General features: G+C 68.6%; 18 protein-coding genes and 1 riboswitch. Of the genes, 7 read left to right on the plus strand and 11 right to left on the minus strand.

From position 1 onward, the window contains the following. Positions 1–49: 49 nt before the first annotated feature. Together ahcY and AC3RCE_RS22035 are read right to left on the minus strand one after the other, a co-directional pair. The gene (gene ahcY, locus AC3RCE_RS22030; protein WP_218339859.1) at positions 50–1,483 is read right to left on the minus strand and encodes an adenosylhomocysteinase; all 1,434 of its coding nucleotides are present in this window, start codon (positions 1,481–1,483) and stop codon (positions 50–52) included. A gap of 74 nt (positions 1,484–1,557) precedes the next feature. Then, a riboswitch (S-adenosyl-L-homocysteine riboswitch) is annotated at positions 1,558–1,637 on the minus strand. A gap of 62 nt (positions 1,638–1,699) precedes the next feature. Beyond that, positions 1,700–2,797: a DUF2855 family protein gene (locus tag AC3RCE_RS22035; RefSeq protein ID WP_492253966.1), complete on the minus strand. Its 1,098-nt coding sequence runs from the start codon at positions 2,795–2,797 to the stop codon at positions 1,700–1,702. 78 nt (positions 2,798–2,875) lie between these two features. Here AC3RCE_RS22035 and AC3RCE_RS22040 point away from each other — a divergent pair, with 78 nt between their 5' ends. The 3 genes from AC3RCE_RS22040 to AC3RCE_RS22050 all read left to right on the plus strand — a co-directional run bounded on the left by AC3RCE_RS22040 (position 2,876) and on the right by AC3RCE_RS22050 (position 6,229). Next, complete coding sequence (locus AC3RCE_RS22040; protein WP_492253967.1) at positions 2,876–3,538, plus strand: TetR/AcrR family transcriptional regulator; 663 nt, start codon at positions 2,876–2,878, stop codon at positions 3,536–3,538. 83 nt (positions 3,539–3,621) lie between these two features. After that, entirely contained in the window at positions 3,622–4,452 is an 831-nt protein-coding gene (locus AC3RCE_RS22045; RefSeq protein WP_492253968.1) for an SDR family oxidoreductase, read from the plus strand. Between the two features lie 148 nt (positions 4,453–4,600). Beyond that, a complete protein-coding gene (locus tag AC3RCE_RS22050; protein WP_218296249.1) occupies positions 4,601–6,229 on the plus strand; it encodes a peptide chain release factor 3 in 1,629 nt (542 codons plus the stop codon). A 19-nt stretch (positions 6,230–6,248) separates the two neighbouring features. Here the strand turns inward: AC3RCE_RS22050 and AC3RCE_RS22055 are convergent, their stop codons facing one another. Next, positions 6,249–6,605, minus strand: a complete 357-nt coding sequence (locus AC3RCE_RS22055) for a hypothetical protein (RefSeq protein WP_492253969.1) — start codon at positions 6,603–6,605, stop codon at positions 6,249–6,251. 78 nt (positions 6,606–6,683) lie between these two features. On the opposite strand from AC3RCE_RS22055, the gene AC3RCE_RS22060 reads away from it, so the two are divergent. Continuing rightward, entirely contained in the window at positions 6,684–7,541 is an 858-nt protein-coding gene (locus AC3RCE_RS22060) for an HAD family hydrolase (RefSeq protein ID WP_492253970.1), read from the plus strand. 219 nt (positions 7,542–7,760) lie between these two features. On the opposite strand, the gene AC3RCE_RS22065 is transcribed toward AC3RCE_RS22060, so the two are convergent. From AC3RCE_RS22065 to AC3RCE_RS22075, 3 genes are all read right to left on the minus strand, one after another. Continuing rightward, positions 7,761–9,275: an NYN domain-containing protein gene (locus tag AC3RCE_RS22065; protein WP_492253971.1), complete on the minus strand. Its 1,515-nt coding sequence runs from the start codon at positions 9,273–9,275 to the stop codon at positions 7,761–7,763. A 290-nt stretch (positions 9,276–9,565) separates the two neighbouring features. Beyond that, a complete protein-coding gene (locus AC3RCE_RS22070) occupies positions 9,566–10,528 on the minus strand; it encodes a Bug family tripartite tricarboxylate transporter substrate binding protein (RefSeq protein WP_218296253.1) in 963 nt (320 codons plus the stop codon). A gap of 205 nt (positions 10,529–10,733) precedes the next feature. Then, entirely contained in the window at positions 10,734–11,165 is a 432-nt protein-coding gene (locus AC3RCE_RS22075; protein ID WP_218296254.1) for an Lrp/AsnC family transcriptional regulator, read from the minus strand. A 121-nt stretch (positions 11,166–11,286) separates the two neighbouring features. On the opposite strand from AC3RCE_RS22075, the gene ctlX reads away from it, so the two are divergent. Further along, entirely contained in the window at positions 11,287–12,270 is a 984-nt protein-coding gene (gene ctlX / locus AC3RCE_RS22080) for a citrulline utilization hydrolase CtlX (RefSeq protein ID WP_492253972.1), read from the plus strand. A gap of 34 nt (positions 12,271–12,304) precedes the next feature. On the opposite strand, the gene AC3RCE_RS22085 is transcribed toward ctlX, so the two are convergent. The 3 genes from AC3RCE_RS22085 to uvrA form a co-directional block, all read right to left on the minus strand. Then, entirely contained in the window at positions 12,305–12,661 is a 357-nt protein-coding gene (locus AC3RCE_RS22085; RefSeq protein WP_492253973.1) for a hypothetical protein, read from the minus strand. Between the two features lie 232 nt (positions 12,662–12,893). After that, positions 12,894–13,394, minus strand: coding sequence for a hypothetical protein (locus tag AC3RCE_RS22090; RefSeq protein ID WP_218296257.1), 501 nt, complete (start codon positions 13,392–13,394; stop codon positions 12,894–12,896). 167 nt (positions 13,395–13,561) lie between these two features. Then, positions 13,562–19,429, minus strand: coding sequence for an excinuclease ABC subunit UvrA (gene uvrA / locus AC3RCE_RS22095; RefSeq protein ID WP_492253974.1), 5,868 nt, complete (start codon positions 19,427–19,429; stop codon positions 13,562–13,564). 184 nt (positions 19,430–19,613) lie between these two features. Between uvrA and AC3RCE_RS22100 the strand changes: the two genes are divergently transcribed. Together AC3RCE_RS22100 and AC3RCE_RS22105 are read left to right on the plus strand one after the other, a co-directional pair. Then, positions 19,614–20,729, plus strand: coding sequence for an ABC transporter substrate-binding protein (locus AC3RCE_RS22100; protein WP_218296259.1), 1,116 nt, complete (start codon positions 19,614–19,616; stop codon positions 20,727–20,729). A gap of 140 nt (positions 20,730–20,869) precedes the next feature. Then, positions 20,870–21,994, plus strand: a complete 1,125-nt coding sequence (locus tag AC3RCE_RS22105) for an ABC transporter substrate-binding protein (protein ID WP_492253975.1) — start codon at positions 20,870–20,872, stop codon at positions 21,992–21,994. Positions 21,995–22,111: 117 nt separating this feature from the next. Here the strand turns inward: AC3RCE_RS22105 and AC3RCE_RS22110 are convergent, their stop codons facing one another. Together AC3RCE_RS22110 and AC3RCE_RS22115 are read right to left on the minus strand one after the other, a co-directional pair. Next, the gene (locus tag AC3RCE_RS22110; RefSeq protein ID WP_218296261.1) at positions 22,112–22,306 is read right to left on the minus strand and encodes a hypothetical protein; all 195 of its coding nucleotides are present in this window, start codon (positions 22,304–22,306) and stop codon (positions 22,112–22,114) included. 142 nt (positions 22,307–22,448) lie between these two features. Beyond that, positions 22,449–24,110, minus strand: coding sequence for an MFS transporter (locus AC3RCE_RS22115; RefSeq protein WP_218296262.1), 1,662 nt, complete (start codon positions 24,108–24,110; stop codon positions 22,449–22,451). Positions 24,111–24,180: the final 70 nt, after the last annotated feature.

The raw sequence follows: 24,180 nt of genomic DNA on the forward strand, positions 1-24,180 counted from the left end.
CAAGCGCTGGCCGCTCCCAAAAAAGGAGCAGCAACAGCCACCCGCACGATCAGTAGCGGTACGTGTCGGGCTTGTACGGGCCTTGCTTGGGCACACCGATGTAGGCGGCCTGCTCGTCGGAAAGTTCCGTGAGCATCGCGCCCACCTTCTTGAGGTGCAGGCGCGCCACCTTCTCGTCGAGGTGCTTGGGCAGCACGTAGACCTTGCCGTTCTCGTAGTAGTCGCTGTGGGTGAACAGCTCGATCTGGGCGATGGTCTGGTTGGCGAAGCTCGACGACATCACGAAGCTCGGGTGGCCCGTGCCGCAGCCCAGGTTCACCAGGCGGCCCTTGGCCAGCAGGATGATGCGCTTGCCGTCCGGGAAGATCACGTGGTCCACCTGGGGCTTGATCTCTTCCCACTCGTACTGCTCGAGCGTCGCGACCTGGATCTCGTTGTCGAAGTGGCCGATGTTGCAGACGATGGCCTGGTCCTTCATGGCCTTCATGTGGTCGTGGGTGATCACGTCCTTGTTGCCGGTGGTGGTCACGAAGATGTCGGCCTTGTCGGCGGCGTATTCCATCGTCACGACCTTGTAGCCTTCCATCGCGGCCTGCAGGGCGTTGATGGGGTCGATCTCGGTCACCCAGACCTGGGCGCTCAGGGCGCGCAGGGCCTGGGCAGAGCCCTTGCCCACGTCGCCGTAGCCGGCCACGCAGGCCACCTTGCCCGCGATCATCACGTCGGTGGCGCGCTTGATGCCGTCCACCAGCGACTCGCGGCAGCCGTACAGGTTGTCGAACTTGCTCTTGGTCACCGAGTCGTTCACGTTGATCGCGCGGAACATCAGCGAGCCCTTGGCCGACATTTCCTTCAAGCGGTGCACGCCGGTCGTGGTCTCTTCGGTCACGCCGATGATCTGCGCGCTCTTGCGGCTGTACCAGGTCGGGTCCACGGCCAGCTTGGCCTTGATGGAGGCGAACAGGCAGGTTTCTTCTTCGCTGGTGGGGTTGGCGATCAGCGATGCGTCCTTTTCGGCGCGCTTGCCCAGGTGCATCAGCAGCGTGGCGTCGCCGCCGTCGTCCAGGATCAGGTTGGGGCCTTCGCCTTCGGTGCCGGCGGGGCCGAAGTCAAAAATGCGGTGGGTGTAGTCCCAGTATTCGGCCAGGGTCTCGCCCTTCACGGCGAACACGGGCGTGCCGCTGGCGGCAATCGCGGCGGCGGCGTGGTCCTGCGTGGAGAAGATGTTGCACGAAGCCCAGCGCACCTCGGCACCCAGGGCCTGCAGCGTCTCGATCAGCACGGCGGTCTGGATCGTCATGTGCAGGCTGCCGGTGATGCGGGCGCCCTTGAGCGCCTGCTTGGCGGCGAATTCCTCGCGGATGGCCATCAGGCCGGGCATCTCCGTTTCGGCGATGCGGATCTCTTTACGGCCCCAGGCGGCCAGGCCGATGTCGGCAATGATGCAGTCGGTGTTGACCGGGGCGTTGACGCGTGCGTTCATGATGGTGTGCTCCAAAGCATGTTTGAAAGACCACATTCAGCGCGGGGATGAGACGGAAGGCTCACCACACGAGAAGTGGATGAGCGTCGTTGCTAGATGACTCCGAGCCTCACGCCCCGCCAGTGCTGGGGACGCTGCAACGCTCCTCGGATCGGCGGATTATAAAAGCAAGTGCGGGAGGCGAGGGAGCGCCCCGCCTCGATGCCTTGGGCCGCGCTACGGCGCCAGCACGACCACGTGGCCTTCCTGCGGATCGATGCGGCCCGCATGCAGGTCCTCGACCAGGGCCTGCGCCGCCGCGAAACCCTGGTGTTCGCGCACCCGCATCCAGGGCTGGTGCGCGCTGCCGACGCGGTCGATGAACGCGCGCTGGGCGGCATTGAACTTCTGGTTGACCACCTCGGGGCCCCAGTCCGCATTGCGCTTCCTGATCTGCACCGGCGCGAAATAGAACACGGGCGCGGGCCCCGGCAGGGCCGTGTCGCGCAGGAAGTGCGTGTTCTGCGCCGACCCCGCATAGCAGTCGTACACCAGGGCATCGCCCAGGTGGTGGTGCACCTGCGAGCGCAGATCCTCGTCGCCCGAGAAATCGACATACAGCGTGGGCACACCGGCATCCAGGGCCTCCAGCTCACCATACGCCACCGTGCGCTGGTAGCAGCCCAGGCCCTGCACGAAGGCACTGTTGCGCGGCGCGGTGAGCCCCACGCGCTCGATCTGCCCGGGCCCCTCCAGGCAGAACGCAGTGCCGTAGGCCGTCTTGCTCGATGCGCTGGAGAACAGCAGCCGCCGCGCGCCGAAAAATCCGTTGTCCTGCAGGAAGTCCGCCAGCATGAACGACGTGATGAACAGCGGCCGCACCAGCATCTGGTAGTTTTCATCGCCCGCCCGGTATGCCGGGTCGGCGCTGGTGCGCGTGTACTGGTTGTAGGCCGAGGTGAGCGACTGGCGGTGCTCCGCGCCGTCGTAGAAGCCCCGGGCCGTCACGCGCACCGGCGCCATGCGCACATGGCTCGCAATGGGCCAGTAGCCGTAGAAGCGCTCGCCCACGGCCACGCCCTGCACGTCGGAGGCCACCACGTCGGCAAAACCCCACACGGGCATGTGGCCCCAGCCCGCTTCGCCCGTGGGGAAAAAGTCCCAGTACTTCATCGCGTCGCCAAAGGCGGCGTAGGTGATGTTGTTCGTGGTCACCGCCACGCGGTCCACGCGCAGCAGGGCCTCGCCGGGCTGCAGTGGAGCAAGGGGGAGCTCCTCGGTGCGGGTGTGATTCAATGCATTCCTGTCGGTCAACAGGCGGGTGAGCAGCGTCATGGAAAGTCTCCGTTTCAAGGGTGAAAAAACACTCAGGGCACTGTATGGCGCCCTGCCGCCGCGTGGGTTCGGAAACCGGTGAACCCGCCGCGCAAGACCCTTGCCGCCAGCTCCAGCGCGGCCCCCAGGCCGCTCAAGCGCCCCCGCCAGGCCCGGGCGCGCTTCACGGTGCAGGCCATCTACGACGCCTTTGTTCGGATTTGGCAACGCGACGGCTGGGACAAGCTCACCACGCGCAACGTGGCGCTGGAAACCGGCATTTCCGTCGGCACGCTGTACGACTATTTCCCCAACAAGACAGCGCTGCTGTCGGGCTATGTGCGCCATTGCGTCGAGGCCCTGCTCGCCGCCATCGACCGCGAGGCCGTGCAGCCCGAGGGCCTGCCATGGACGCAGCGCATCCACCATCTCGTGCGCCTGGTGTGCGGCGTGGATGCGCCCGGGCTGCCGCCCTTCCACCCCGACATGCTGGCGCTGGAGGCGCAGATGGCCGAGCCCCGGCACCACCGCCGCGTGCACGAAGAGCTGGCCGCCGCCTGGGGCCGGGTGATTGCCGCCTGCACCGACTTGCCCCGCCCGCCCGGGCAAGCACTGCTGCAGGCGCTGCACCTCTCGGCCTGGGGTGGGCGGCGCTATGCGCTGCTGCTGCAGCTCGATCCCCCCGCCATGCGGCAGTGGGCCGACGGTGTGGAGCAACTGTGCTGCGCCGCCATCGTGCAGGCCGCCAGCGCGCCGGGCTGAAGCCCTGTCACCTGCGCGGCTGCCTTGCCCCGCGGGCCGCCCGACACTGGCGCCCTCACCAAAAAACACAGACGGAGCACTGCATGGACCCCAAGGACAAGGTCATCATCGTCACCGGCGGCGCCAGCGGCATCGGCCGCAGCATCGCGCGGCGTTTTGCGCAGGAAGGCGCCCGCGCCGTGGTCGTGGCCGACCTGCACCTCGCGCCCGCGCAGGCCGTGGCCGACGAGATCGGTGGCCTGGCCGTGCGCTGCGATGTGTCGAAGGAAGCCGACATCCAGGCGCTGGTGGCCACCACGCGCGAGCGCTACGGCCGGGTCGATGCCTACATCTCCAACGCCGGCATCCTGGGCCGCCCGGGCGGCATCGAACTCGAGGACCCAATGTGGGACGCCATGTGGAACATCCACGGCATGGCCCACGTGTGGGCCGCACGCGCCGTGGTGCCCGAGATGGTGGAGCGCGGCGAGGGCTTCTTCCTCGTCACGGCCTCGGCGGCGGGGCTACTGACCATCGTCGAGTCCGCCCCCTACGCCGTCACCAAGCATGCCGCCGTGGCCTTCGCCGAGTGGCTGCGCATCGCCTATGGCCGCAAGGGCGTGGGTGTGGCCTGCCTGTGCCCGCAGTCGGTGCAGACCGCCATGGTGACGGGCGATGGCGGTTCGGCCTCGCACGACGGCATCCTGCCGCCCGAACAGGTGGCGGGCGACGTGCTGGCCGCCATGCAGGACGGGCGCTTCCTGGTGCTGCCCCACCCCGAAGTGGCGCAATACTTCCGCAACAAGGGCCAGGACTACGAGCGCTGGCTGGGCGGCATGCAGAAGATGTATGCCCGGCACGCCCAGGCGCAGGCGCAGGCACAGGCGCAGGCGCAGGCACAGGCACAGGCACAGGCACAGGCACAGGCCAGCTGAACGGAAACGGGCGTTGAAGAACGGCCGGAAGAGGGTTCGCAGCGGGCGCCGGTAAAATCGCCGCTTCCGGGCGCCGCTGCGCCTGCCGCGCCGACTGCCGCAGAACCCTGCCGCAGCGCGCCCTGACCCCCTTCTGGAACCACCCCCTGTGTCCTACGCCTCAGAAACCCGGCGCCGCCGCACCTTTGCCATCATTTCCCACCCCGACGCCGGTAAGACGACGCTGACGGAAAAGCTGCTGCTGTTCTCGGGCGCGATCCAGATCGCCGGTGCCGTCAAGGGCCGCAAGGCCAGCCGCCATGCCACCTCGGACTGGATGGAGATCGAAAAGCAGCGCGGCATCTCGGTGGCCTCGTCGGTGATGCAGATGCTGTACCGCGAACACGTGATCAACCTGCTCGACACGCCCGGCCACAAGGACTTCTCGGAAGACACCTACCGCGTGCTCACGGCCGTGGACTCGGCGCTGATGGTGATCGACGCGGCCAACGGCGTGGAAGCGCAGACACGCCGCCTGATCGAGGTTTGCCGCCAGCGCGACACGCCCATCATCACCTTCGTGAACAAGATGGACCGCGAGGTGCGCGACCCGCTGGACATCATGGACGAGGTCGAGCGCGAACTGGGCATGCCCTGCTGCCCCATGACCTGGCCCGTGGGCCAGGGCAAGGCCTTCGGCGGCATCATCAACCTGCGCACCCAGACGATGACGGTGTTCGAGTCCGGCAGCGAGCGCCGCCCGCAGGACTTCGAGGCCATCCCGCTGTCCGACGAGGCCACGCTGCGTGCGCGCTTCGGCGCCGAGTTCGATGCGGCGCTGGAGAGCATGGAACTGGCCGTGGGCGCATCGCCCGCCTGGGACCACGAGGCCTTCCTGGCCGGCAAGCTCACGCCCGTGTTCTTCGGCTCGGGGGTGAACAACTTCGGGGTGATGGAAGTGCTCGACGCCCTGGTGGACATGGCCCCGCCGCCCGGCCCGCGCGTGAGCACACTCGAGGTCAACAAGCAGCCCGTGGTCAAGACCATCCAGCCCGAGGACGAGGGCTTCGCCGGCGTGGTCTTCAAGGTGCAGGCCAACATGGACGCCAACCACCGCGACCGCATCGCCTTCGTGCGCGTGGCCTCGGGCAAGTACATGCCGGGCATGAAGCTCAAGGTGCAGCGCACCGCCAAGGAACTGCGCCCCACCAGCGTGGTGACCTTCATGAGCCAGCGCCGCGAGGCGGTGGAAGAAGCCTACGCGGGCGACATCATCGGCTTCACCACCCACGGCGGCGTGCAGCTCGGGGACACCATCACCGACGGCGCCAACCTGCAGTTCACCGGCCTGCCATTCTTCGCGCCCGAGATGTTCATGACCGTGGTGCTCAAGAACCCCCTGCGCACCAAGCAGCTGCAGCAGGGCCTGGCCCAGCTGGGCGAGGAAGGCGCGATCCAGGTCTTCAAGCCCGACGCCGGCGGCAACATGCTGCTGGGCGCCGTGGGCCAGCTGCAGTTCGAGGTGGTGCAGCACCGCCTGAAGGCCGAGTACGACGCCGACGTGCGCCTGGAAGGCTGCCAGTACACGGGCGCCCGCTGGATCACGGCCGACAACGCGGCCGACCTGCGCGCCTTCACGGACGCCTACCCGCTGCGCCTGGCGCACGACGCGGCCGATACGCTGGCCTACCTGTGCACCAGCCCCTATGACGTGCGCCTGGCGCAGGAGCGGTTTCCCAAGATCCACTTCCACCCGCTGCGCGAGCATGCGGGCCTGGCCCTGCAGAAGGCGGGCTGAGCGGCTTTGCGGGGCGGCCTCAGGGCCGGTACTCCCACCCATGGGGATTGGTGTCCTTCTGCAAGCACAGCGCCAGCCCCAGCGCCGTGACCGACCCGCTGAAGCACACGAAGGTGGCCTGGTGGGCGCCCCACTCGCGCTGGCAGTGGTGCAGGAAGCTGGCCTTCAGGCGGCCCTGGCGGTGCTCTTCGGCCAGGGCCAGCACGGACGGGTTCCTGGCTTCGGCCTTGAACTCCACAACGAGGTCGCGCCACTCCGGGACCAGGCCATCGAGCTTGCCGGCCGCGCGCTGGCAGACGGCCGCTGAATCGACGGGCGCCCGCGCCATGGCGGGGGCCGCAGCGCAACACCCCGCCCACATGAAGAAGAAGATCAAGGCCCCACGCTGCACGACAACTATCTCCCGGACAATGGCGCTCTCTTGCGCAAGAGCCGCAGCATAACGACATACCGCATGCAAGCCCTGAACCTTTGGCCCCCGGAGGCCCGCCGCGACCTGGTGGGCGTTTTCACCGACATCGACGACACCCTGACCACCGAGGGCGCCATCACGCCCGACGCGCTGCAGGCGCTGGCCGACCTGAAGGCGGCGGGTCTCGTGGTCATCCCCATCACCGGCCGGCCGATCGGCTGGTGCGAGCCCTTCATGACCGCAGGCGCGGGCGCGGCCTGGCCCGTGGACGCGATGGTGGCGGAGAACGGTGCCGTGGCGTTTGCACGGGGCACGGGCTCCGGGCAGCCGCTGGCCAAGCGCTACCAGCAGGATGCCGCCACGCGCAGAGCCAACCAGGCGCGCATGCGCGAGATCGCGGCCCTGGTGGCGGCCGAAGTGCCCGGCGTGGACTTGAGCAGCGACAGCGCGGGGCGCGAGACGGACATCGCGTTCGACTACGCCGAGTTCGCCCGGCATACGCCCGACACCGTGCAGCGGGTGCTGGCCGTGCTGCAGCGCGTGGGCATGCAGACCACGGTGAGCAGCATCCACATCCACGGATGCTTCGGTGATTTCAACAAGTGGCAGGGCGCGAACTGGATCGTGCGCGCGCTGTGGGGCCGGGACCTGGCGCAGGAGCTGGACCGCTGGGTGTTCGTGGGCGATTCGGGCAACGACCAGGCGATGTTCGAACACTTCACCCACAGCGTGGGCGTGGCCAACATCGCGCGCTTTGTGCCGCAGCTGCGGCACCTGCCACGCTATGTGACAAAGGGCGAACGCGGCGCGGGGTTTGCCGAGGTGGCGCGGGCCATCCTGTCGGGCCACGGGCGCGGCCAGGCGCCGAGCGCCCAGCGAGCCACCCCTGGGCTTGAATGAAAACACCGCCTGGCGCTTGATAGGCAAGCGCCAATAGCTATATATTTTATAGCAAATTAACCACCCGACCCCACGCGGGTGCGCGGGCAGGCGGCGCGCCAGGACATGTACCGAAGGCCGCGCCGCAAGGCGCCCGGGCGCCGTGCCGCGTCGGCATGCGCTGCTGCACGGCCCGGCGGCTCCGTGGCAACTTTGGCAGGCTTGGCAAGCGTCGCAGGCCTATTCGGCGGGCTGGGGCGGCTTGCCCGCCCCGCGCGGTTTGCGCGCGCGGGTTGCCGCTGCCTTGGCGGGCGCGGCCGCAGGGGCCGCCGCCTTGGACGATGGCGCGGCCGGGGCCCCGGCATCGGCCTGCGCTGCGGCGCCCCCGCGCCGGCCTTGCGCCCGCCGCTGCTCTTGCGCGGGGTGGATGCCGGGCGGCGGCTGCGGGGCGCGGGTGCCGGCGCAGGGGCATCGGGCAGCGCATCGCTCGCGGTCCCTTGCCGCCGCCGGCGCCGCCACGGGCGCCTGCACGGGCACGTGCACGGGTTCCTCGTCCGCGAGGTCCTCGCCCCGCGCCGTCTCATGGCCGGATTGCGCCTGGGCCGTCACGGGCGCCGGCAGCTGCGGGCGAAAGTAGCTGCCCGCCGGGCGCTCCGGCAGCGCATCGTCGCGCGCGCCGGAAGCCGGCGGCTCGGCACGGGTTTCTGCTGGCACATCCTGGCGCGCATCCGGCGGCACCGCCCCGGCGCGCGCAGCGGCATCGCCCCGGCGCCCGCGCGAACGACCGCCACGCCCACCGCCCTCGCTGCCGCCAGCGGATGTCTCCGGCACCGACGCGACCGCATGGAAATCATGGCGAAAGTACCCCGCCCCGCCCTGCCGCTCGGCGGGCGCGTCGGCTCGGCCCGCGGGCTCGGCCCCCGTGGCCGCGGGACCGTGGCCACGGAACACATACGCGCCCGATTTCTCGTCGCGCCCGAACTCCAGCAGCCCCCGCGCCTGCGCTTCTTCAAGCAGGTTGCCAAAGGTGCGAAAGCCGTAGTAGCCCTCGCTGAAATCGGGCTTGCGGCGCTTGATGGCTTCCTTGAGCACCGAGGCCCAGATCTTGCCGCTGTCGCCACGCTCGGAGGTCAGGGCCTCGAAGGTCTCCACCGCCAGCTCGACGCCCTGGGCGCGGCGCACCTCCTGGCTTTCCTTGCGATGGCGCTCTTCCTCGGGGGACCGGCGCGGTGCGGGTGCTGCGCCGGGGGGCTGGCGCCGGGCCAGCGCGCGCTGCTTCTCGCGCACGAGGTCGTCGTAGAAGATGAATTCGTCGCAGTTGGCGATCAGCAGGTCGGACGTGGACTGCTTCACGCCCACGCCGATGACCTGCTTGTTGTTCTCGCGCAGCTTGGACACCAGCGGCGAAAAGTCCGAGTCGCCGCTGATGATGACGAAGGTGTTGACGTGCGACTTGGTGTAGCACAGGTCCAGCGCGTCCACCACCAGGCGGATGTCGGCCGAGTTCTTGCCCGACTGGCGCACATGGGGGATCTCGATCAGCTCGAAATTCGCCTCGTGCATGGTCGCCTTGAAGCCCTTGTAGCGCTCCCAGTCGCAATAGGCCTTCTTGACCACGATGGAGCCCTTGAGGAGCAGGCGCTCCAGCACGGGCTTGATGTCGAACTTTTCGTACTGCGCATCGCGCACGCCCAGGGCGACGTTTTCAAAGTCGCAAAACAGGGCCATGCTGATGCTGTCGGAGGGGGATGCCATAAATGCTCGCGGTGTTCCGTTCAATGTTGGGACGGATCATCACACGGAACGTCATACGCCCCTCCAGAGGCCACGTCGCGGTACCGATGAATAGCTTGAGCGCGGACCTTCAGTGACAAAAGTTTGCCAGCGAAACGTCGTAACTGGCGCGTCCCAGGCCAGTGCCCCCGCGCAAGGGCCGCCAAGCCGCTTGCGGCGCTTCACTTCCGTGCGCTGGGGGCGTCCCCCTCCCGCCAGCGCAGCACAGCGAGAGAGGGGGAAGCGGCGCAGCCGCTCAGGGGGAGCTCACTTCAACTCGGCTTTGCCAGGCCCAGCTTTTCGACCAGCGCCTTCTCGCGCGTGAAGGTGTCCTGCGCGAATTTCTTGTACGCCGCCGTGCTCATGTACATGGGCACCATGTCGTAGCGGGCCAGGGCCGTGCGGTAGCTTTCCTGCTCCATGGCCTGCTTGAACGCGTCGTGCAGGCGCTTGACCACCGCGTCGGGCGTGCCCTTGGGCGCGCCGATGCCAAAGGGCGAGTTCTGCACCAGGTTCAGGCCCAGCTCCTTGAGCGTGGGCGCATCGGGGAACTTGGCCAGGCGCTCGGCGCCCCAGGTGTTGAGCACGCGCAGCTTGCCGGCCTCGACCTGCGGCGCAAAACCGGTGGAGTCGGCCGCCGCCATGATCTGCCCGCCCAGGATGGACTGCATGAGGTCGGCGCTGCCCTTGTAGGGCACGTGCAGCAGCTCGATGCCCAGCTGCTGCGCGATGAGCTCCATGGTCAGGTGCGGGCTGGTCATGGTGCCGGTGGAGCCGTAGCTGAGCTTGCCGGGGTTGGCCTTGGCCCAGGCGACGAAGTGCGTCCAGGTCTTGAGCGGCGAGTCGGCGGGCACCACCAGGCCGAACGCATAGCCCGTGACGTTCAGCACGTAGCTGATGTCCTTGACCGGGTCCCAGTTGATCTTGGTGGTGTAGGGCAGGCGGAACACCCCGAGCGGGATCTGCGCCACCGTGTAGCCATCGGCAGCGGCCGATTGCAGCGCCTGCGCGGGCAGCGTGCCGCCGGCGCCCGGCTTGTTCTCCACGATCACGGGCTGGCCCAGGATCTTGCTGGCGTTGTCGGCCAGGGAGCGCATGGTGATGTCGGTGGGGCCGCCCGCCGGGAAGGCGATCACGAGCTTGATGGGCTTGTTGGGAAAGCTCTGGGCCTGAGCCAGGAATGCGGGGGCGGCGAGGCTGGCGGCTCCCCATTGGATGATCTGGCGGCGTTGCATGGAGGGCTCCTGAAAAGGCAAAACGAAGACCCCTTCATTGGACTGCAGCCACGGCGGCCAGGGCATGCGGAAACCCCCTAGCCGCTGTCGCCAACGCGGCACCCCTGGGCCGCGTTTCGCGCCTCCGTGCCACCGCCGCCGCTCGCCCGCGCCGCGCCGGTGGGGCGAGCATGGGCCGGAAGGGGCTGTCCGCCAACCCCGGGGTTCAAGCCTTGTAGGTGGACAGCAGGATGCTGGTCTCGGTGTTGGCGATGCCGGGCGTGAGGCGGATGCGGCCCAGCGCCGCGTCGAACGCCTCCAGGCTCTCGGCGCGCACCTCGGCCACGATGTCCCAGCGGCCGTTGGTGGTGTGCAGCGTGCCCACCATGGGCTCGCCGCGCAGCGCGCGGATCACCTCGGGCGCGGCGTTGCCCTCCACCGCGATGCTCATCCACGCGCGGATGCGCTGCGGTTCGGAATCCGGCCGCAGGCGCACGGTGTAGCCCACGATCACGCCGCCCTCCTCCATCTTGTGCAGCCGGTTCTGCACCGTGCCGCGCGATACGCGCAGCTTCTGCGCGAGGGTGGCCACGGGGGTGCGCGCGTCGGCGCGCAGGATGCTGAGGATTTCCCGGTCGGTGTCGTCCAGCCTGTTCATAGTGGGCCTCATTGCTATCAGAGTGGCAGATTTTGCAGCATTTTGACCAGTTCTAAGGCTATTGGTTGGCGTGGGCTGCCAGCAAAATTCTCCCACCCCCTTCCTTGCACCATCCACCGCCATGCCCACACCTGCTTCCGCCCAGGCCCCCCGCGCCGTCGTGATGGTGCGCCCGCACCACTTTCACCCCAACCCGGAAACCGCGCACGACAACGCCTTCCAAACCCGGCCGTGGAACGCCACCGCGGCAGAGACGGCGCTCCAAGCCCATGCCGAAGTCACGCAGGCCGCCGCGCGGCTCGAAGCCGCGGGCGTGCGCGTGCACCTGTTCGAGGACCGGGGCGAGCGCCACGCGCCGGACGCCGTGTTTCCCAACAACTGGTTCTCCACCCACGCGGGCGGGCACGTGGCCGTGTACCCGATGTACGCCGCGAGCCGCCGGCGCGAGCGCCGCAGCGACGTGCTGGACCTGCTCAAGGCCGAGTACCGCGTGCAGGACGTGATCGACTACTCGGGTCTCGAGGCCGACGGCATGTTCCTCGAAGGCACGGGCGCCATGGTGCTCGACCACATCTCCCGGGTCGCCTACACCGCGCAGTCGAACCGCGCCGACCCCGTGGCCCTGGAGCGCTTTTGCACCCACTTCAACTACGAGCCCATGGTGTTCGCCACCGCCGACGCGCGGGGCCAGCCCTGCTACCACACCAACGTGATGCTCTGCGTGGGCACCGATTTCGCGCTGGGCGGGTTCCACATGATCACCGACCCGGCGCGGCGCGAGGCCGTGCGCGAGCGCCTGCGCGAAACCGGGCGCGAGGTGATCGAACTGAGCGCGGCGCAGATCGCCGACTTCGCAGGCAACGCGCTGGAACTCACGGGCGCCCAGGGCCGCGTGCTGGCCCTGTCGTCGCGCGCGGCGGCCAGCCTGGCGCCCGCGCAAAAGGCCGTGATCGAGCGCAGCGCCCGCCTGCTGCCGCTGGCCGTGCCCACCATCGAACTGGCCGGGGGCTCGGTGCGCTGCATGCTGGCGGGCATCCATCTGGCGCGGCGCCATGCCCCCGTATCCACGGAAATCCATATCAAAGTGGCCGCTAGCGCCTTCTGAACAACCGCGGACAGCTATACATTCAATAGCTAATTCAATCCCGGGAAGGCGGCGGCAACGCCTGCGTGTGCAGCCGCGCATCGCACCCCACGCCCGAGGCGATCCAGCGCCGCGCCAGCGCCGACAGCGCGCGCACGGCCCAGGGGTGGTCCAGGCCGGTCACGCCGGCGGGGTCGGCCACCATGCCGCACCAGTAGCGCTGGTCGGCATCGCTCCAGCGCAGGGCCGTGCACGGCCCCGTGCGGCGCCGCGACACCAGCATGCCCAGCGGGCAGGGCTCCGCCAGGCAGCACAGCCCGCAGCCATTGCAGGGCGCGCCTTCCGGGGGCTTGGGCGGTGCCTGGGTGTGCAGCCACACCACGGCGTGCGGACCAGGGGGTTGTGCGGGCATGGAGAAAGCGGATCGAATGGACCGCGCGCAGCGGCCTCGGGCCGCAGCGCTCAGGCCTGCATTGTGGCGCCATGCACGCATGGGCGCGTGGCGCGCCCGCAGGCCGGCCGCAGGGGCATGCACGCAAAAAAGCCCCGCGCGGCCGGGGCCACGGGGGCTGAACCGGTCGAGAGGACCGGGAGAGGGAGACAAGCAAGGGGGAGCGAGCTGCCCCGGAATCAGCAAGGCCGCATCAGCATCCCAGCGGGCGGTTCGGGCGCATGGGGACGATGCCCGAGACACGCAGCGTGGCGTTGGAGCCATCGGTGGCGGTGAGCGTCTTGCCGGTGAAGCGCACCTGGTTGCTCTCGCGCACCACGGCCGTGTCGGTGGGCTCGCCGCTCGCGTATTCCTTGCCGTCGAAGGTCAGGAACACCTGGTGCAGGCCGGTGGCGTCGGGGCGGTAGCGGATGTCGCCAAAGGCCGTGGCCGACGATCCCACCTTGTTGGCACCGTCGAAGCGGAAGGCGCACAGCTCGGGCACGGAACCGACAGGGTTTTCCTTGTCCACGTCCGTGAGGTTCAGCGTGCCGTTGCCATACACGCCGTTGAGGCCGTCCAGGGTGGCGCTGCTCACGGTGAGCACGCCGGGCTCATTGCTGGGCGTCGGATCGTCGTCATTGCCGCCGCCGCAGGCGACCAGCAGAACGGAGGTGGCTGCAAGGGCAGCGCAGGTCTTGAGCAGTGATTTCATGGTGATGGGTCCGTAGGAGTTGGTGGAGATGTGCGGGGCCGCTGCGCCTGGCGCCAACCCCTGCACTGAATCCTAGAAACCTCACCCCGCGCCGCGCGTGCGCCATGTTCCGCGCCGTGCGTAGGACATGGGCCGACAGTGGCGTGCGCCACCGCCGGGCCCTCCGGTCACCGCGCCAGCACCGCCGCCAGCGCCTTGCCGGTGTGCGTGCCCAGCCGCACCACCTCTTCCGGCACGGTGGCCGCCACGATGCGGCCGCCCTCCCTGCCCCCTTCCGGGCCGAGGTCGATGATCCAGTCGGCCTCGGCGATCACGTCGAGGTCGTGTTCGATCACCACCACGCTGTGGCCGCCGTCGACCAGGCGGTGCAGCACGCGGATGAGCTTGTCCACGTCGGCCATGTGCAGGCCCACCGTGGGTTCGTCCAGCACGTAGAGCGTGTGCGGCACCTTCTGGCCCCGGCGGCCCACCTCGTCGCGCACCTTGGTCAGCTCGGTCACGAGCTTGATGCGCTGCGCCTCGCCGCCCGAGAGCGTGGGCGAGGGCTGGCCCAGCGTGAGGTAGCCCAGGCCCACGTCCTTCAGGAGCTGCAGCGGGTGCGCGATGGAGGGCATGCTGGCGAAGAACTCCACCGCCTCGTCCACCTCCATCTGCAGCACGTCGCCGATGCTCTTGCCGCGCCAGGTCACGGCCAGCGTCTCGGGGTTGAAGCGCGCGCCGTGGCAGGTCTCGCAGGGCACCTTCACGTCGGGCAGGAAACTCATCTCGATGGTGCGCACGCCCGCGCCCTCGCAGCTCGCGCAGCGGCCCTCGCCGGTGTTGAAGGAAAAGCGCCCGGCCGCGTAGCCGCGCGCCTTGGCCTCCAGCGTTTCGGCGAACAGCTTGCGGATGGTGTCCCAGAAGCCGATGTAGGTGGCCGGGCAACTGCGCGGCGTCTTGCCGATGGGGGTCTGGTCCACTTCGAGCACGCGGTCGATGCTCTCGAAGCCCGACAGGCCCGTGCAGCCCACCAGCGGCGGCGCCTTGCCCGCGTCCATCGCGTCGCGCCCGGCCTTGGTGGCGCGCTGCTGCACCCAGGCCTGGACGTTGGCCAGCAGCACGTCGCGCGCCAGCGTGGACTTGCCCGAGCCGCTCACGCCCGTGACGGCCACCAGGCGGTGCAGCGGCACGGTGGCCGTCACGTCCTGCAGGTTGTGCAGGTGCGCACCGTGCACGGTAAGCCAGCGGATCGCGGCGCGCGCCTTGGCATCGGCCAGCGCATCGGCCGTGAGCGCCGCCGCCGCCGCGGCCCGCTTCTTGACCGCGGCGCTCTGCCGGCCCTTGGGCGCGTCGGCGGGTTCGCCCAGCGCGAGGGCCTCGGCGCTCAGCTCGCTCGGCAGCATGCTGCGGCGCAGCTGCAGCGGGTGTTTCATGGCGTGCAGCAGGTAGCGGCCGGTCTGGGATTCGGGCGCGCCGGTGATGTCGTCCACGCTGCCCTGCGCCACCAGCCGCCCGCCGCGCTTGCCCGCGCTCGGGCCGATGTCGATGATGTGGTCCGCGCGGCGGATGGTGTCCTCGTCGTGCTCCACCACCACCAGCGTGTTGCCCTTGTCGCCCAGCTTGTGCAGGGCGTTGAGCAGGATCTGGTTGTCGCGCGCATGCAGGCCGATGGTGGGCTCGTCGAGCACGTAGCACACGCCCTGCAGGTTGCTGCCCAGCTGCGCGGCCAGGCGGATGCGCTGCGCCTCGCCACCGCTGAGCGTGGGCGCGCCCCGGTCGAGCGTGAGGTAGGACAGGCCCACTTCCTCCAGGAATTCGAGCCGGCTCTGGATCTCGGGCACGAGGTCGCGTGCGATGTCGGCCTCGCGCCGGCTCATGCCGCCTTCGATCTGCAGGGTCTCGATCCAGCGGCGCACGTCCGTCACCGACAGCGCGGCGATGTCGGTGATGCCGATGCCCGCGAACCGCACCGCGCGCGCCGTGGCGTTCAGGCGCGTGCCCTGGCAGCTGGGGCAGGCGGTGTCGGCCAGGTCTTCCACCTCGGGCTCGGCGAAGGTCTGCTCGCGGCCCTTTTCCTTGTCGTCCTGCACCGAGTCGTCGAACACCTTGCGCTGGTCGCGGGTGAGCTTGACGCCCGTGCCCACGCAATCGGGGCACCAGCCGTGCTTGCTGTTGTAGCTGAACAGGCGCGGGTCCAGCTCGGCATAGCTGGTGGCGCACACGGGGCAGGCGCGCTTGGTGGAAAAGGCCTGCAGCTGGCCGATGCCCGCCGTGGGCTGGCCGCTTTCCATGGCGGCGCGCAGGTCGCCGATGCTGCTGAGCACGTGCACCACGCCCTTGCCGTGCGTGAGGGCCTCGGCCAGCGAGGCGCGCAGCAGCGCCTCGTTCCCGGCGGACACCTCGACGCTGGCCACGGGCAGTTCGATGGTGTGCTCCTTGAAGCGGTCGATGCGCGGGAAATGGGTGGTGGGCAGGAAATTGCCGTCCACCCGCAAATGCGTGTAGCCGCGCGGCCGCGCCCAGTCCGCCAGTTCGGTGTACACGCCCTTGCGGTTCATCACCAGCGGCGCGAGCAGCCCGATGTGCTGGCCCCGGAACTGCGTGAGCAGCTGGGCGGCGATGCTCTCGGGCGTCTGCGGCTGCACGGCCGCGCCGTCCTTCACGCAGTGCTGGGTGCCGAGCTTGACGTACAGCAGGCGCAGGAAGTGCCACACCTCGGTGGTGGTGCCCACGGTGGACTTGCGCCCGCCGCGCGACAGGCGCTGCTCGATGGCCACGGTGGGCGGTATGCCGTACACCGCATCCACCTCGGGCCGGCCGGCCGGCTGCACGATGGACCGCGCATAGGCGTTGAGCGATTCGAGGTAGCGCCGCTGCCCCTCGTTGAACAGGATGTCGAACGCGAGCGTGGACTTGCCCGAGCCGCTCACGCCCGTGACCACATTGAATTGGCCGCGCGGGATGTTCACGCTCAGGTTCTTGAGGTTGTGCTCCTTGGCGTTGACGATTTCAATGGCGTTTTTGGCCGCTGGCGCTTTATCCATGAGCGCAGAGCGCTCCTGTTTTCGTAGCGCCGCGGCTTTTTCGTGCACCGAGTGGCCGCCGATGCCCAGCGTGAGTTCGTAGTCGCGCAGCGCCAGGCCCGTGTGCGAGGTGGCGTGCTGGCGCACGTCCTCGGGCGTGCCCTCGGCCACGACGAGGCCGCCCGCGTCGCCGCCCTCGGGGCCCAGGTCGATGAGCCAGTCGCTCGCGCGGATCACGTCCAGGTTGTGCTCGATGACGATGAGCGAGTGCCCCGCGTCGATGAGCTTGCGCAGCGCGCGCATGAGCTTGGCGATGTCGTCGAAATGCAGGCCCGTGGTGGGCTCGTCGAACAGGAACAAGGTACCCTTGCGCGCTATCGTCTGGCGCGACTTGCTTTGCACGCGGGCCGCTTCCGCCAGAAAGCCCGCCAGCTTCAGGCGCTGCGCCTCGCCGCCGCTGAGCGTGGGCACGGGCTGGCCCAGCGCCACGTATTCGAGCCCCACGTCCACGATGGGCTGCAGCGCGCGGATCACGTCGCGGTCGGCGGCGAACAGCGCGGCGGCCTCGGCCACCGTGAGGGCCAGCACGTCGGCCACGTTCAGGGCCCTGCCGCCCCGCTCGATGGTGATCTCCAGGATCTCGGGCCGGTAGCGCTTGCCGTCGCAATCGGGGCAGCGCAGGTACACGTCCGACAGGAACTGCATCTCCACATGTTCGAAGCCTGATCCGCCGCAGGTCGGGCAGCGCCCGTCGCCGCTGTTGAAGCTGAACTTGGCGGCGGTGTAGCTGCGCTGTCTGGACAGCGGCGCCACGGCGAACAGCTCGCGGATGCTGTCCCACGCGCCCACGTAGCTCACGGGGTTGGACCGCGCGGTCTTGCCGATGGGCGACTGGTCCACGAACACCACGTCCGACAGGTGGTCGGCGCCCAGCATGCGGTCGTGCGCGCCCGGCGAGTCGGTGGCCTTGCCAAAGTGGCGCAGCAGCGCGGGGGCCAGCACGTCCTGGATCAGGCTCGACTTGCCCGATCCGCTCACGCCGGTGACGGTGACCAGGCGCTGCAGCGGGAATTCGACCGACACGTTCTGCAGGTTGTGCTCGCGCGCCCCTTCGAGGATGAGGCGCGGCGTGGACTCGGTCACCATGCGCTTGAAGCCGAAGCCCACGTGCTTGCGCCCGCCCAGGTAGGCGCCGGTGAGCGTGTCGGCATGGCGCAGGTCGGCCGTTGTGCCGTCGAACACGATCTGCCCGCCCAGGCGGCCGGGGCCGGGGCCCATGTCGATCATGCGGTCGGCCGCGAGCATCACGGCCGGGTCGTGCTCGACCACTACCAGGGTGTTGCCCGCGTCGCGCAGGCGCAGCATGGCCTCGGTGATGCGGTGCATGTCGCGCGGGTGCAGGCCGATGCTGGGCTCGTCCAGCACGAACAGCGTGTTGACCAGCGAGGTGCCCAGCGCCGTGGTCAGGTTGATGCGCTGCACCTCGCCGCCGCTGAGCGTGCGGCTTTGGCGGTCCAGCGTCAGGTAGCCGATGCCCACGTCGCACAGGTACTTCAGGCGCGTGGTGATTTCTTCATGCAGGAGTTTCAGCGCCTGCGCATCGCCACCGGCCGCCGCGTCGCCCACGGGCAGCTCCATGCGGTCGAAGAAGCGGCGCAGCCGGTCGATGGGCAGCAGCATCAGGTCGTGCAGGCACAGGCCGGGCAGGGCTTCGAGCTGCTCGCGCGACCACAACACGCCCTCGGGCATGAAGCGGCGGGCAGGATCGACCGCGGCGTCCGCGTCGTCCTTGCTGCCCACGCGCCAGAGCAGGCTCTCGGTCTTGAGGCGCGCGCCCGCGCAGGTGGGGCACGGCGTGTAGCTGCGGTACTTGGACAGCAGCACGCGGATGTGCATCTTGTAGGCCTTGCTCTCCAGGTACTCGAAGAAGCGCTTGATGCCGTACCACTGCTTGCTCCACTGCCCGTCCTTGTAGCCCGGCGTGCCGCCGATGACCCATTTCTTCTGGTCGTCGGTGAGCTTGTACCAGGGGGTGTCGCGCGGGATGCCGGCCGCCTCGGCATGGCGCATGAGGTCGTCCTGCGCTTCCTTCCAGGCGGGGGTCTGGATGGTCTTGATCGCCCCCGCGCGCAGCGTGAGCCTGTCGTTGGGGATCACGAGGCCGTAGTCCACGCCGATCACGCGGCCGAAGCCCCGGCAGCTCTCGCAGGCGCCCACGGCGGAGTTGAACGAGAACATCGAGGGAATGGGGTCGCTGTAGCGCAGGTCGCTGTCGGGGCAGTGCAGGCCGGTCGAGAAGCGCCACAGCTCGGGCTCGCCCTCGTCCACGAGGCGGTACACGTTCAGGCGCCCCGTGCCGCGCTTGAGCGCGACCTCGATGGCCTCGACCACGCGCGCCTTCTCGGCATGGCCCAGGCGGAACCGGTCGGCCACCACATCGAGCACCTTGCGCGGGCCCGTGGGCGTGGCCACCTCGCGCTCGGCCTGCACCTTGGTGAAGCCGCTGGCGGACAGCCACTGCTCGACCTGCTCGGCCGACGTGCCGCCCGGCAGCTCCACGGGGAATGTCAGCACGATGCGGGGGTCGCCGGCCTCGGCGCCGCGGCGCTGCATCTCGGCGTAGATGGTCTCGGGCGAGTCGTGGCGCACCGGCTGGGCGGTCTGCTTGTCGAACAGCTGTCCGGCGCGCGCGAACAGGAGCTTCAGGTGGTCGTTGAGCTCCGTCATCGTGCCCACGGTGGAGCGGCTGGAGCGCACGGGGTTGGTCTGGTCGATGGCGATGGCGGGCGGCACGCCCTCGACCTTGTCCACCGCCGGCTTGTCCATGCGGTCGAGGAACTGGCGCGCGTAGGCGCTGAAGGTCTCCACGTAGCGGCGCTGGCCCTCGGCGTACAGCGTGTCGAACACCAGGCTGGACTTGCCCGAGCCGCTGGGGCCGGTGACCACGGTGAGTTCCCCCGTGCGGATGTCCAGATCCAGGTTCTTGAGGTTGTGCTGGCGTGCGCCGCGGATACGGATCAGTCCCTGGGTCATGGAGGCAGTCTTTTTCGAGGGTGAGGCGGGACATTCTAGGCACCGCCACGGACCCCGTCCGGCCATGCCGCAATAGCCCCTGATCGCACATCTGCTGACAAGTCCTGTCACACCTTCGGGTTATGCCGATTCGCAAACCGAGGACATTTGTCTAGAGTGGCCGGACAATTCAAAGGAGACGACCATGCACACATGGACACAATGGGGAGCCGCGACCGCCCTGGCCGCCGCGCTGTGCGGCACCGGCCATGCCCAGATCCTGATCGGCCAGACCGCGGGCTTCTCCGGGCAGGTGGCGGCGGGCGTGAAGGAGACCACCGATGGCGCCCTGCTGCACATCGAGGCCGTCAATGCCAAGGGCGGTGTCCACGGCCAGAAGATCGAGCTGACCTCGCTGGACGACAAGTTCGACCCCAAGCTGGCCGCCGCGAACGCGCGCAAGCTGATCGAGGAGAACAACGTGTCCGCGCTGTTCCTCACGCGCGGCACGCCCCACACCGAAGCCATCATCCCCCTGCTGGAGAAGCATGGCGTGGCGCTGGTGGGTCCGTCCACGGGCGCGATGGTGCTGCACCAACCGGTGCGCAAGTACATCTTCAACGTGCGCGCCACCTACCAGCGCGAGGCGGAAAAGGCCATGACCCACCTGGCCTCCATGGGCATTTCGCGCATCGCCGTGGTGTACGCGGACGACAGCTTTGGCGCCGACGGCGTGGCCGGCGCCCAGAAGGGCCTGGCGGCCGCCAAGCTCACGCCCGTGGTGCTGGAAAAGTTCGACCGCGCCAAGCCCGATTTCGCGCCCATCGCGGCCAAGGTGGCCAAGGCCGATACCCAGGCCGTGCTGATGATCGCCTCGGGGTCTGCCGTGGTGGACGCGGGCAACGCGCTGCGCGGCGCGGGCTCGGCCGCGCAGATCGTGACGCTGTCCAACAACGCCTCGGGCGGCTTCATCAAGAGCCTGGGGAACAACGCGCGCGGCGTGATCGTGACGCAGGTGTATCCCAATGAGCGTGCGGTGACCTATGCCATGGTGAAGGAGGCCCAGGAACTCGCGCGGGCCAAGGGCCTCACCGAGATCACGCCCGCCATGCTGGAGGGTTTTGCCGCGGCCAAGGTGCTGGTGGAAGGGCTCAGGCGCGCCGGCCCCAAGCCCAGCCGCGAAAAGATCCATGCGGCGCTCGAGAGCATCCGGAAACTGGACCTGGGCGGCCTGGAGGTCTCCTATGGCCCGGACGACCACACGGGCCTGGACTTCGCGGACTTGTCCATCATCGGCACCGACGGCAAGTTCCGCCGCTGAAGTGTTGCGAAATACCCGCAAACCCAGGAAGAAATTGTTGACAAATCAGTGAAAACACCCCCTGGCCGCTACGCACTTCTACGGATGCCCTGCGGTGCCCAGTCCCTAAACTCGGGCACCTCAATGAAGAGAGGAGCACCATGACAGTCCCTGGCACCCTTGCGAAATGCACCGCCGCGCTGCTCACCCTGGCGTTCGGCGCGGCCCAGGTCCACGCGCAGATCCTCATCGGCCAGACGGTGGGCATCACCGGCTCCGCCGCCGCCACGGTGGCCGAATCCATGCGGGGTGCCGCCCTCTACCTCGACCACGTCAACAGCAAGGGCGGCGTGGGCGGCCAGAAGGTGGAGGTCGTGTCGATGGACGACAAGTTCGACCCCAAGCTGACGCTGGAGAACACCCGCGCCCTCATCGAGGAGAAAAGCGTGATCGGGCTGTTCATGACGCGCGGCACGCCCCACACCCAGGGGATCATTCCGCTGCTGGAACAGCATGCCGTGCCGCTGGTGGGGCCCTCCACGGGCGCCATCGCGCTGCACCAGCCGGTGAACAAGTACATCTTCAACGTGCGCGCCCCGTACCAGCGCGAAGTGGAAAAGGCCATCACCCACCTCAACACCCTGGGCATCAAGCGCATCGGCGTGGTGCATGTGGACGACACCTTTGGCGCCGACGGCCTGGCGGGCGCGCAGTCCGGGTTCAAGGCCAACCAGCTGGAAGCCCTCTTCGTCGAGAAGTTCGACCGCGCCAAGCCCGACTACAGCACCATCGCCCCGCGCGTGGCACAGAAGGAGCCCCAGGCCATCATCTTCATCGGCACGGGCGCGGCCGTGGTGGACGGCATCAAGGCGCTGCGCGCCGCCGGCGCGACCGGGCAGATCGTGACGCTGTCCAACAATGCCTCGGGCGGCTTCGTCAAGGCGCTGGGCGAGCAGGCCCGGGGCGTGGTGGTCACGCAGGTGTTCCCGTCGGAGCGGTCCTTGAACTACGCGGTGATCAAGGAGGCCATGGACCTGGTGCGCGCCAGGAACCTGGGCGAGCTGACCCCCGCCATGGTGGAAGGCTTCGTGAGCGCCAAGGTGCTCGTGGAAGGCCTGAAGCGCGCGGGCGCCAAGCCGGACCGCGCCAGGCTGCAGGCCGGGCTGGAGAGCATCCGGAAATGGGACCTGGGCGGGCTGGAACTGAGCTACAGCGCCACGGACCACAGCGGGCTGGATTTCTCCGACCTGTCCATCATCGGAAGCGACGGCCGCTTCAAGCGCTGAGCAAGGCCCCCGCAAAAGAAAAAGCCCGAAGCCAGTGGCTTCGGGCTTTTTCATGGAGGCCCGCAGGCGCCCCGGGGCACGCACCCCGCGCTCCGGGGCCGCCATGGACTCAGCGCATCACTGCGCGCTGGCGGCCGAAGCCGGCGCCGACGCGGGCGCAGCCGCCGCCGGCGCGCTGGCCGCAGGCTCGGGCGCATGCACGGCATCGGCGCCGTGCTTCTCGCCGCCCATGTCGGCCTTGTCGCCCGCCTTGATGATCACGTACATCGACAACGCGGCGAACAGGACGAAACCAACAACAATCTTCCACATATCAATATCTCCTTGGATGGGTTTGTTCAATCAAGGGGCCTGGAGCGCGGCGTTGTAGGTTGTACTGGTGCAGCACAAGCCCCTTGATGGAACACAGGGCCCGACCCTTGCGGGGCGGGCCCTGCACACCGATCAGAAACGGTCAGTCGTTGGCGTAGATGTCAACGTCCTTGGTTTCCTTGACGAACAGGCCGCCGATCACCACGGTGGCGCCCGCGATGATGATGGGGTACCACAGGCCGTTGTACATGTTGCCGGTCTGGGCCACGATGGCGAATGCCGTGGTGGGCAGCAGGCCGCCGAACCAGCCGTTGCCGATGTGGTACGGCAGGGACATGGACGTGTAGCGGATGCGGGTGGGGAACATTTCCACCAGCATGGCGGCGATGGGGCCGTACACCATGGTCACCAGCAGCACCAGGTAGGTCAGGATGACCGTGACCATGACCTTGTCGATGCGGGCGGGATCGGCCTTGGTGGGGTAGCCGGCGGCCTTCAGCGCATCGGCCACGGCCTTCTTGAACTCGCCGTCCTTCTTCTTGGCTTCGTCAGCGGGCAGGCCCTTGCTGGAGTACGAGGTGATGACCGTCTCGCCGATCTTGATCGAGGCGGGCGTGCCGGCGGCGGACGTGGCGTTCTCATAGCTCACCGAAGCGCCAGCCAGAACCTGCTTGGCGATGTCGCACGAGCTGGTGAACTTGGAGGTGCCGGTGGGGTTGAACTGGAACGAGCATTCCTTGGGGTCTGCCGTCACGATCACCTGGTTCTTGGCCTGTGCTTCGGCCAGGGCGGGGTTGGCCGCCTTGGTCAGCGCGCCGAACACGGGGAAGTACGTCAGCGCGGCGAGCAGGCAGCCCGCCAGGATGATGGGCTTGCGGCCGATCTTGTCCGACAGCGCGCCGAACACGATGAAGAACGGCGTGCCGATCAAGAGCGACACGGCCACGAAGATGTTGGCGGTGGCGCCATCGACCTTCAGCGCCTGCGTCAGGAAGAACAGCGCATAGAACTGGCCCGAGTACCACACCACGGCCTGGCCGGCGGTCAGGCCCACCAGCGCCAGGATCACGATCTTCAGGTTCTTCCACTGGCCGAAAGACTCGGTCAGCGGCGCCTTGGAGGTCTTGCCTTCGGCCTTCATCTTCTGGAAGGCGGGGGATTCGTTCATCGACAGGCGGATCCAGACCGAGATGGCCAGGAGCAGGATCGACACGATGAACGGGATGCGCCAGCCCCAGTCGGCGAAGGCTTCCTCGCCCATGGCCGTGCGGGTGCCCAGGATCACCATCAGCGACAGGAACAGGCCCAGCGTGGCCGTGGTCTGGATCCAGGCCGTGTAGGCGCCGCGCTTGCCGTGCGGGGCATGCTCGGCCACGTAGGTGGCCGCGCCGCCGTACTCACCGCCCAGCGCCAGGCCTTGCAGCAGGCGCAGTGCGATCAGGATGACGGGAGCCGCCACGCCGATCGATGCATACGTGGGCAGGATACCCACGATGAAGGTCGACAGGCCCATGATCAGGATGGTGACCAGGAACGTGTACTTGCGCCCGATCATGTCGCCCAGGCGGCCGAAGAAGATGGCGCCGAAGGGGCGGACGATGAAGCCCGCGGCAAACGCCAGCAGCGCGAAGATGAACGCCGAGCCGGCATCCAGGCCGCTGAAGAACTGCTTGGCGATGATGGCCGCGAGCGAGCCGTACAGATAAAAGTCGTACCACTCGAAAACGGTGCCGAGGGACGACGCGAAGATGACCTTCCTCTCTTCGGGCGACATCGGCCGCGGTGCGGGATGAACGGTTGCCATGGTGTGTGTCTCCTGTTGGTTGTTCAGACCGCGCTGCGGCGGGCTGCACGCATTCTTGGAGATGGCACTG

The organism is Acidovorax sp. GW823-FHT05D11, assembly GCF_058795695.1.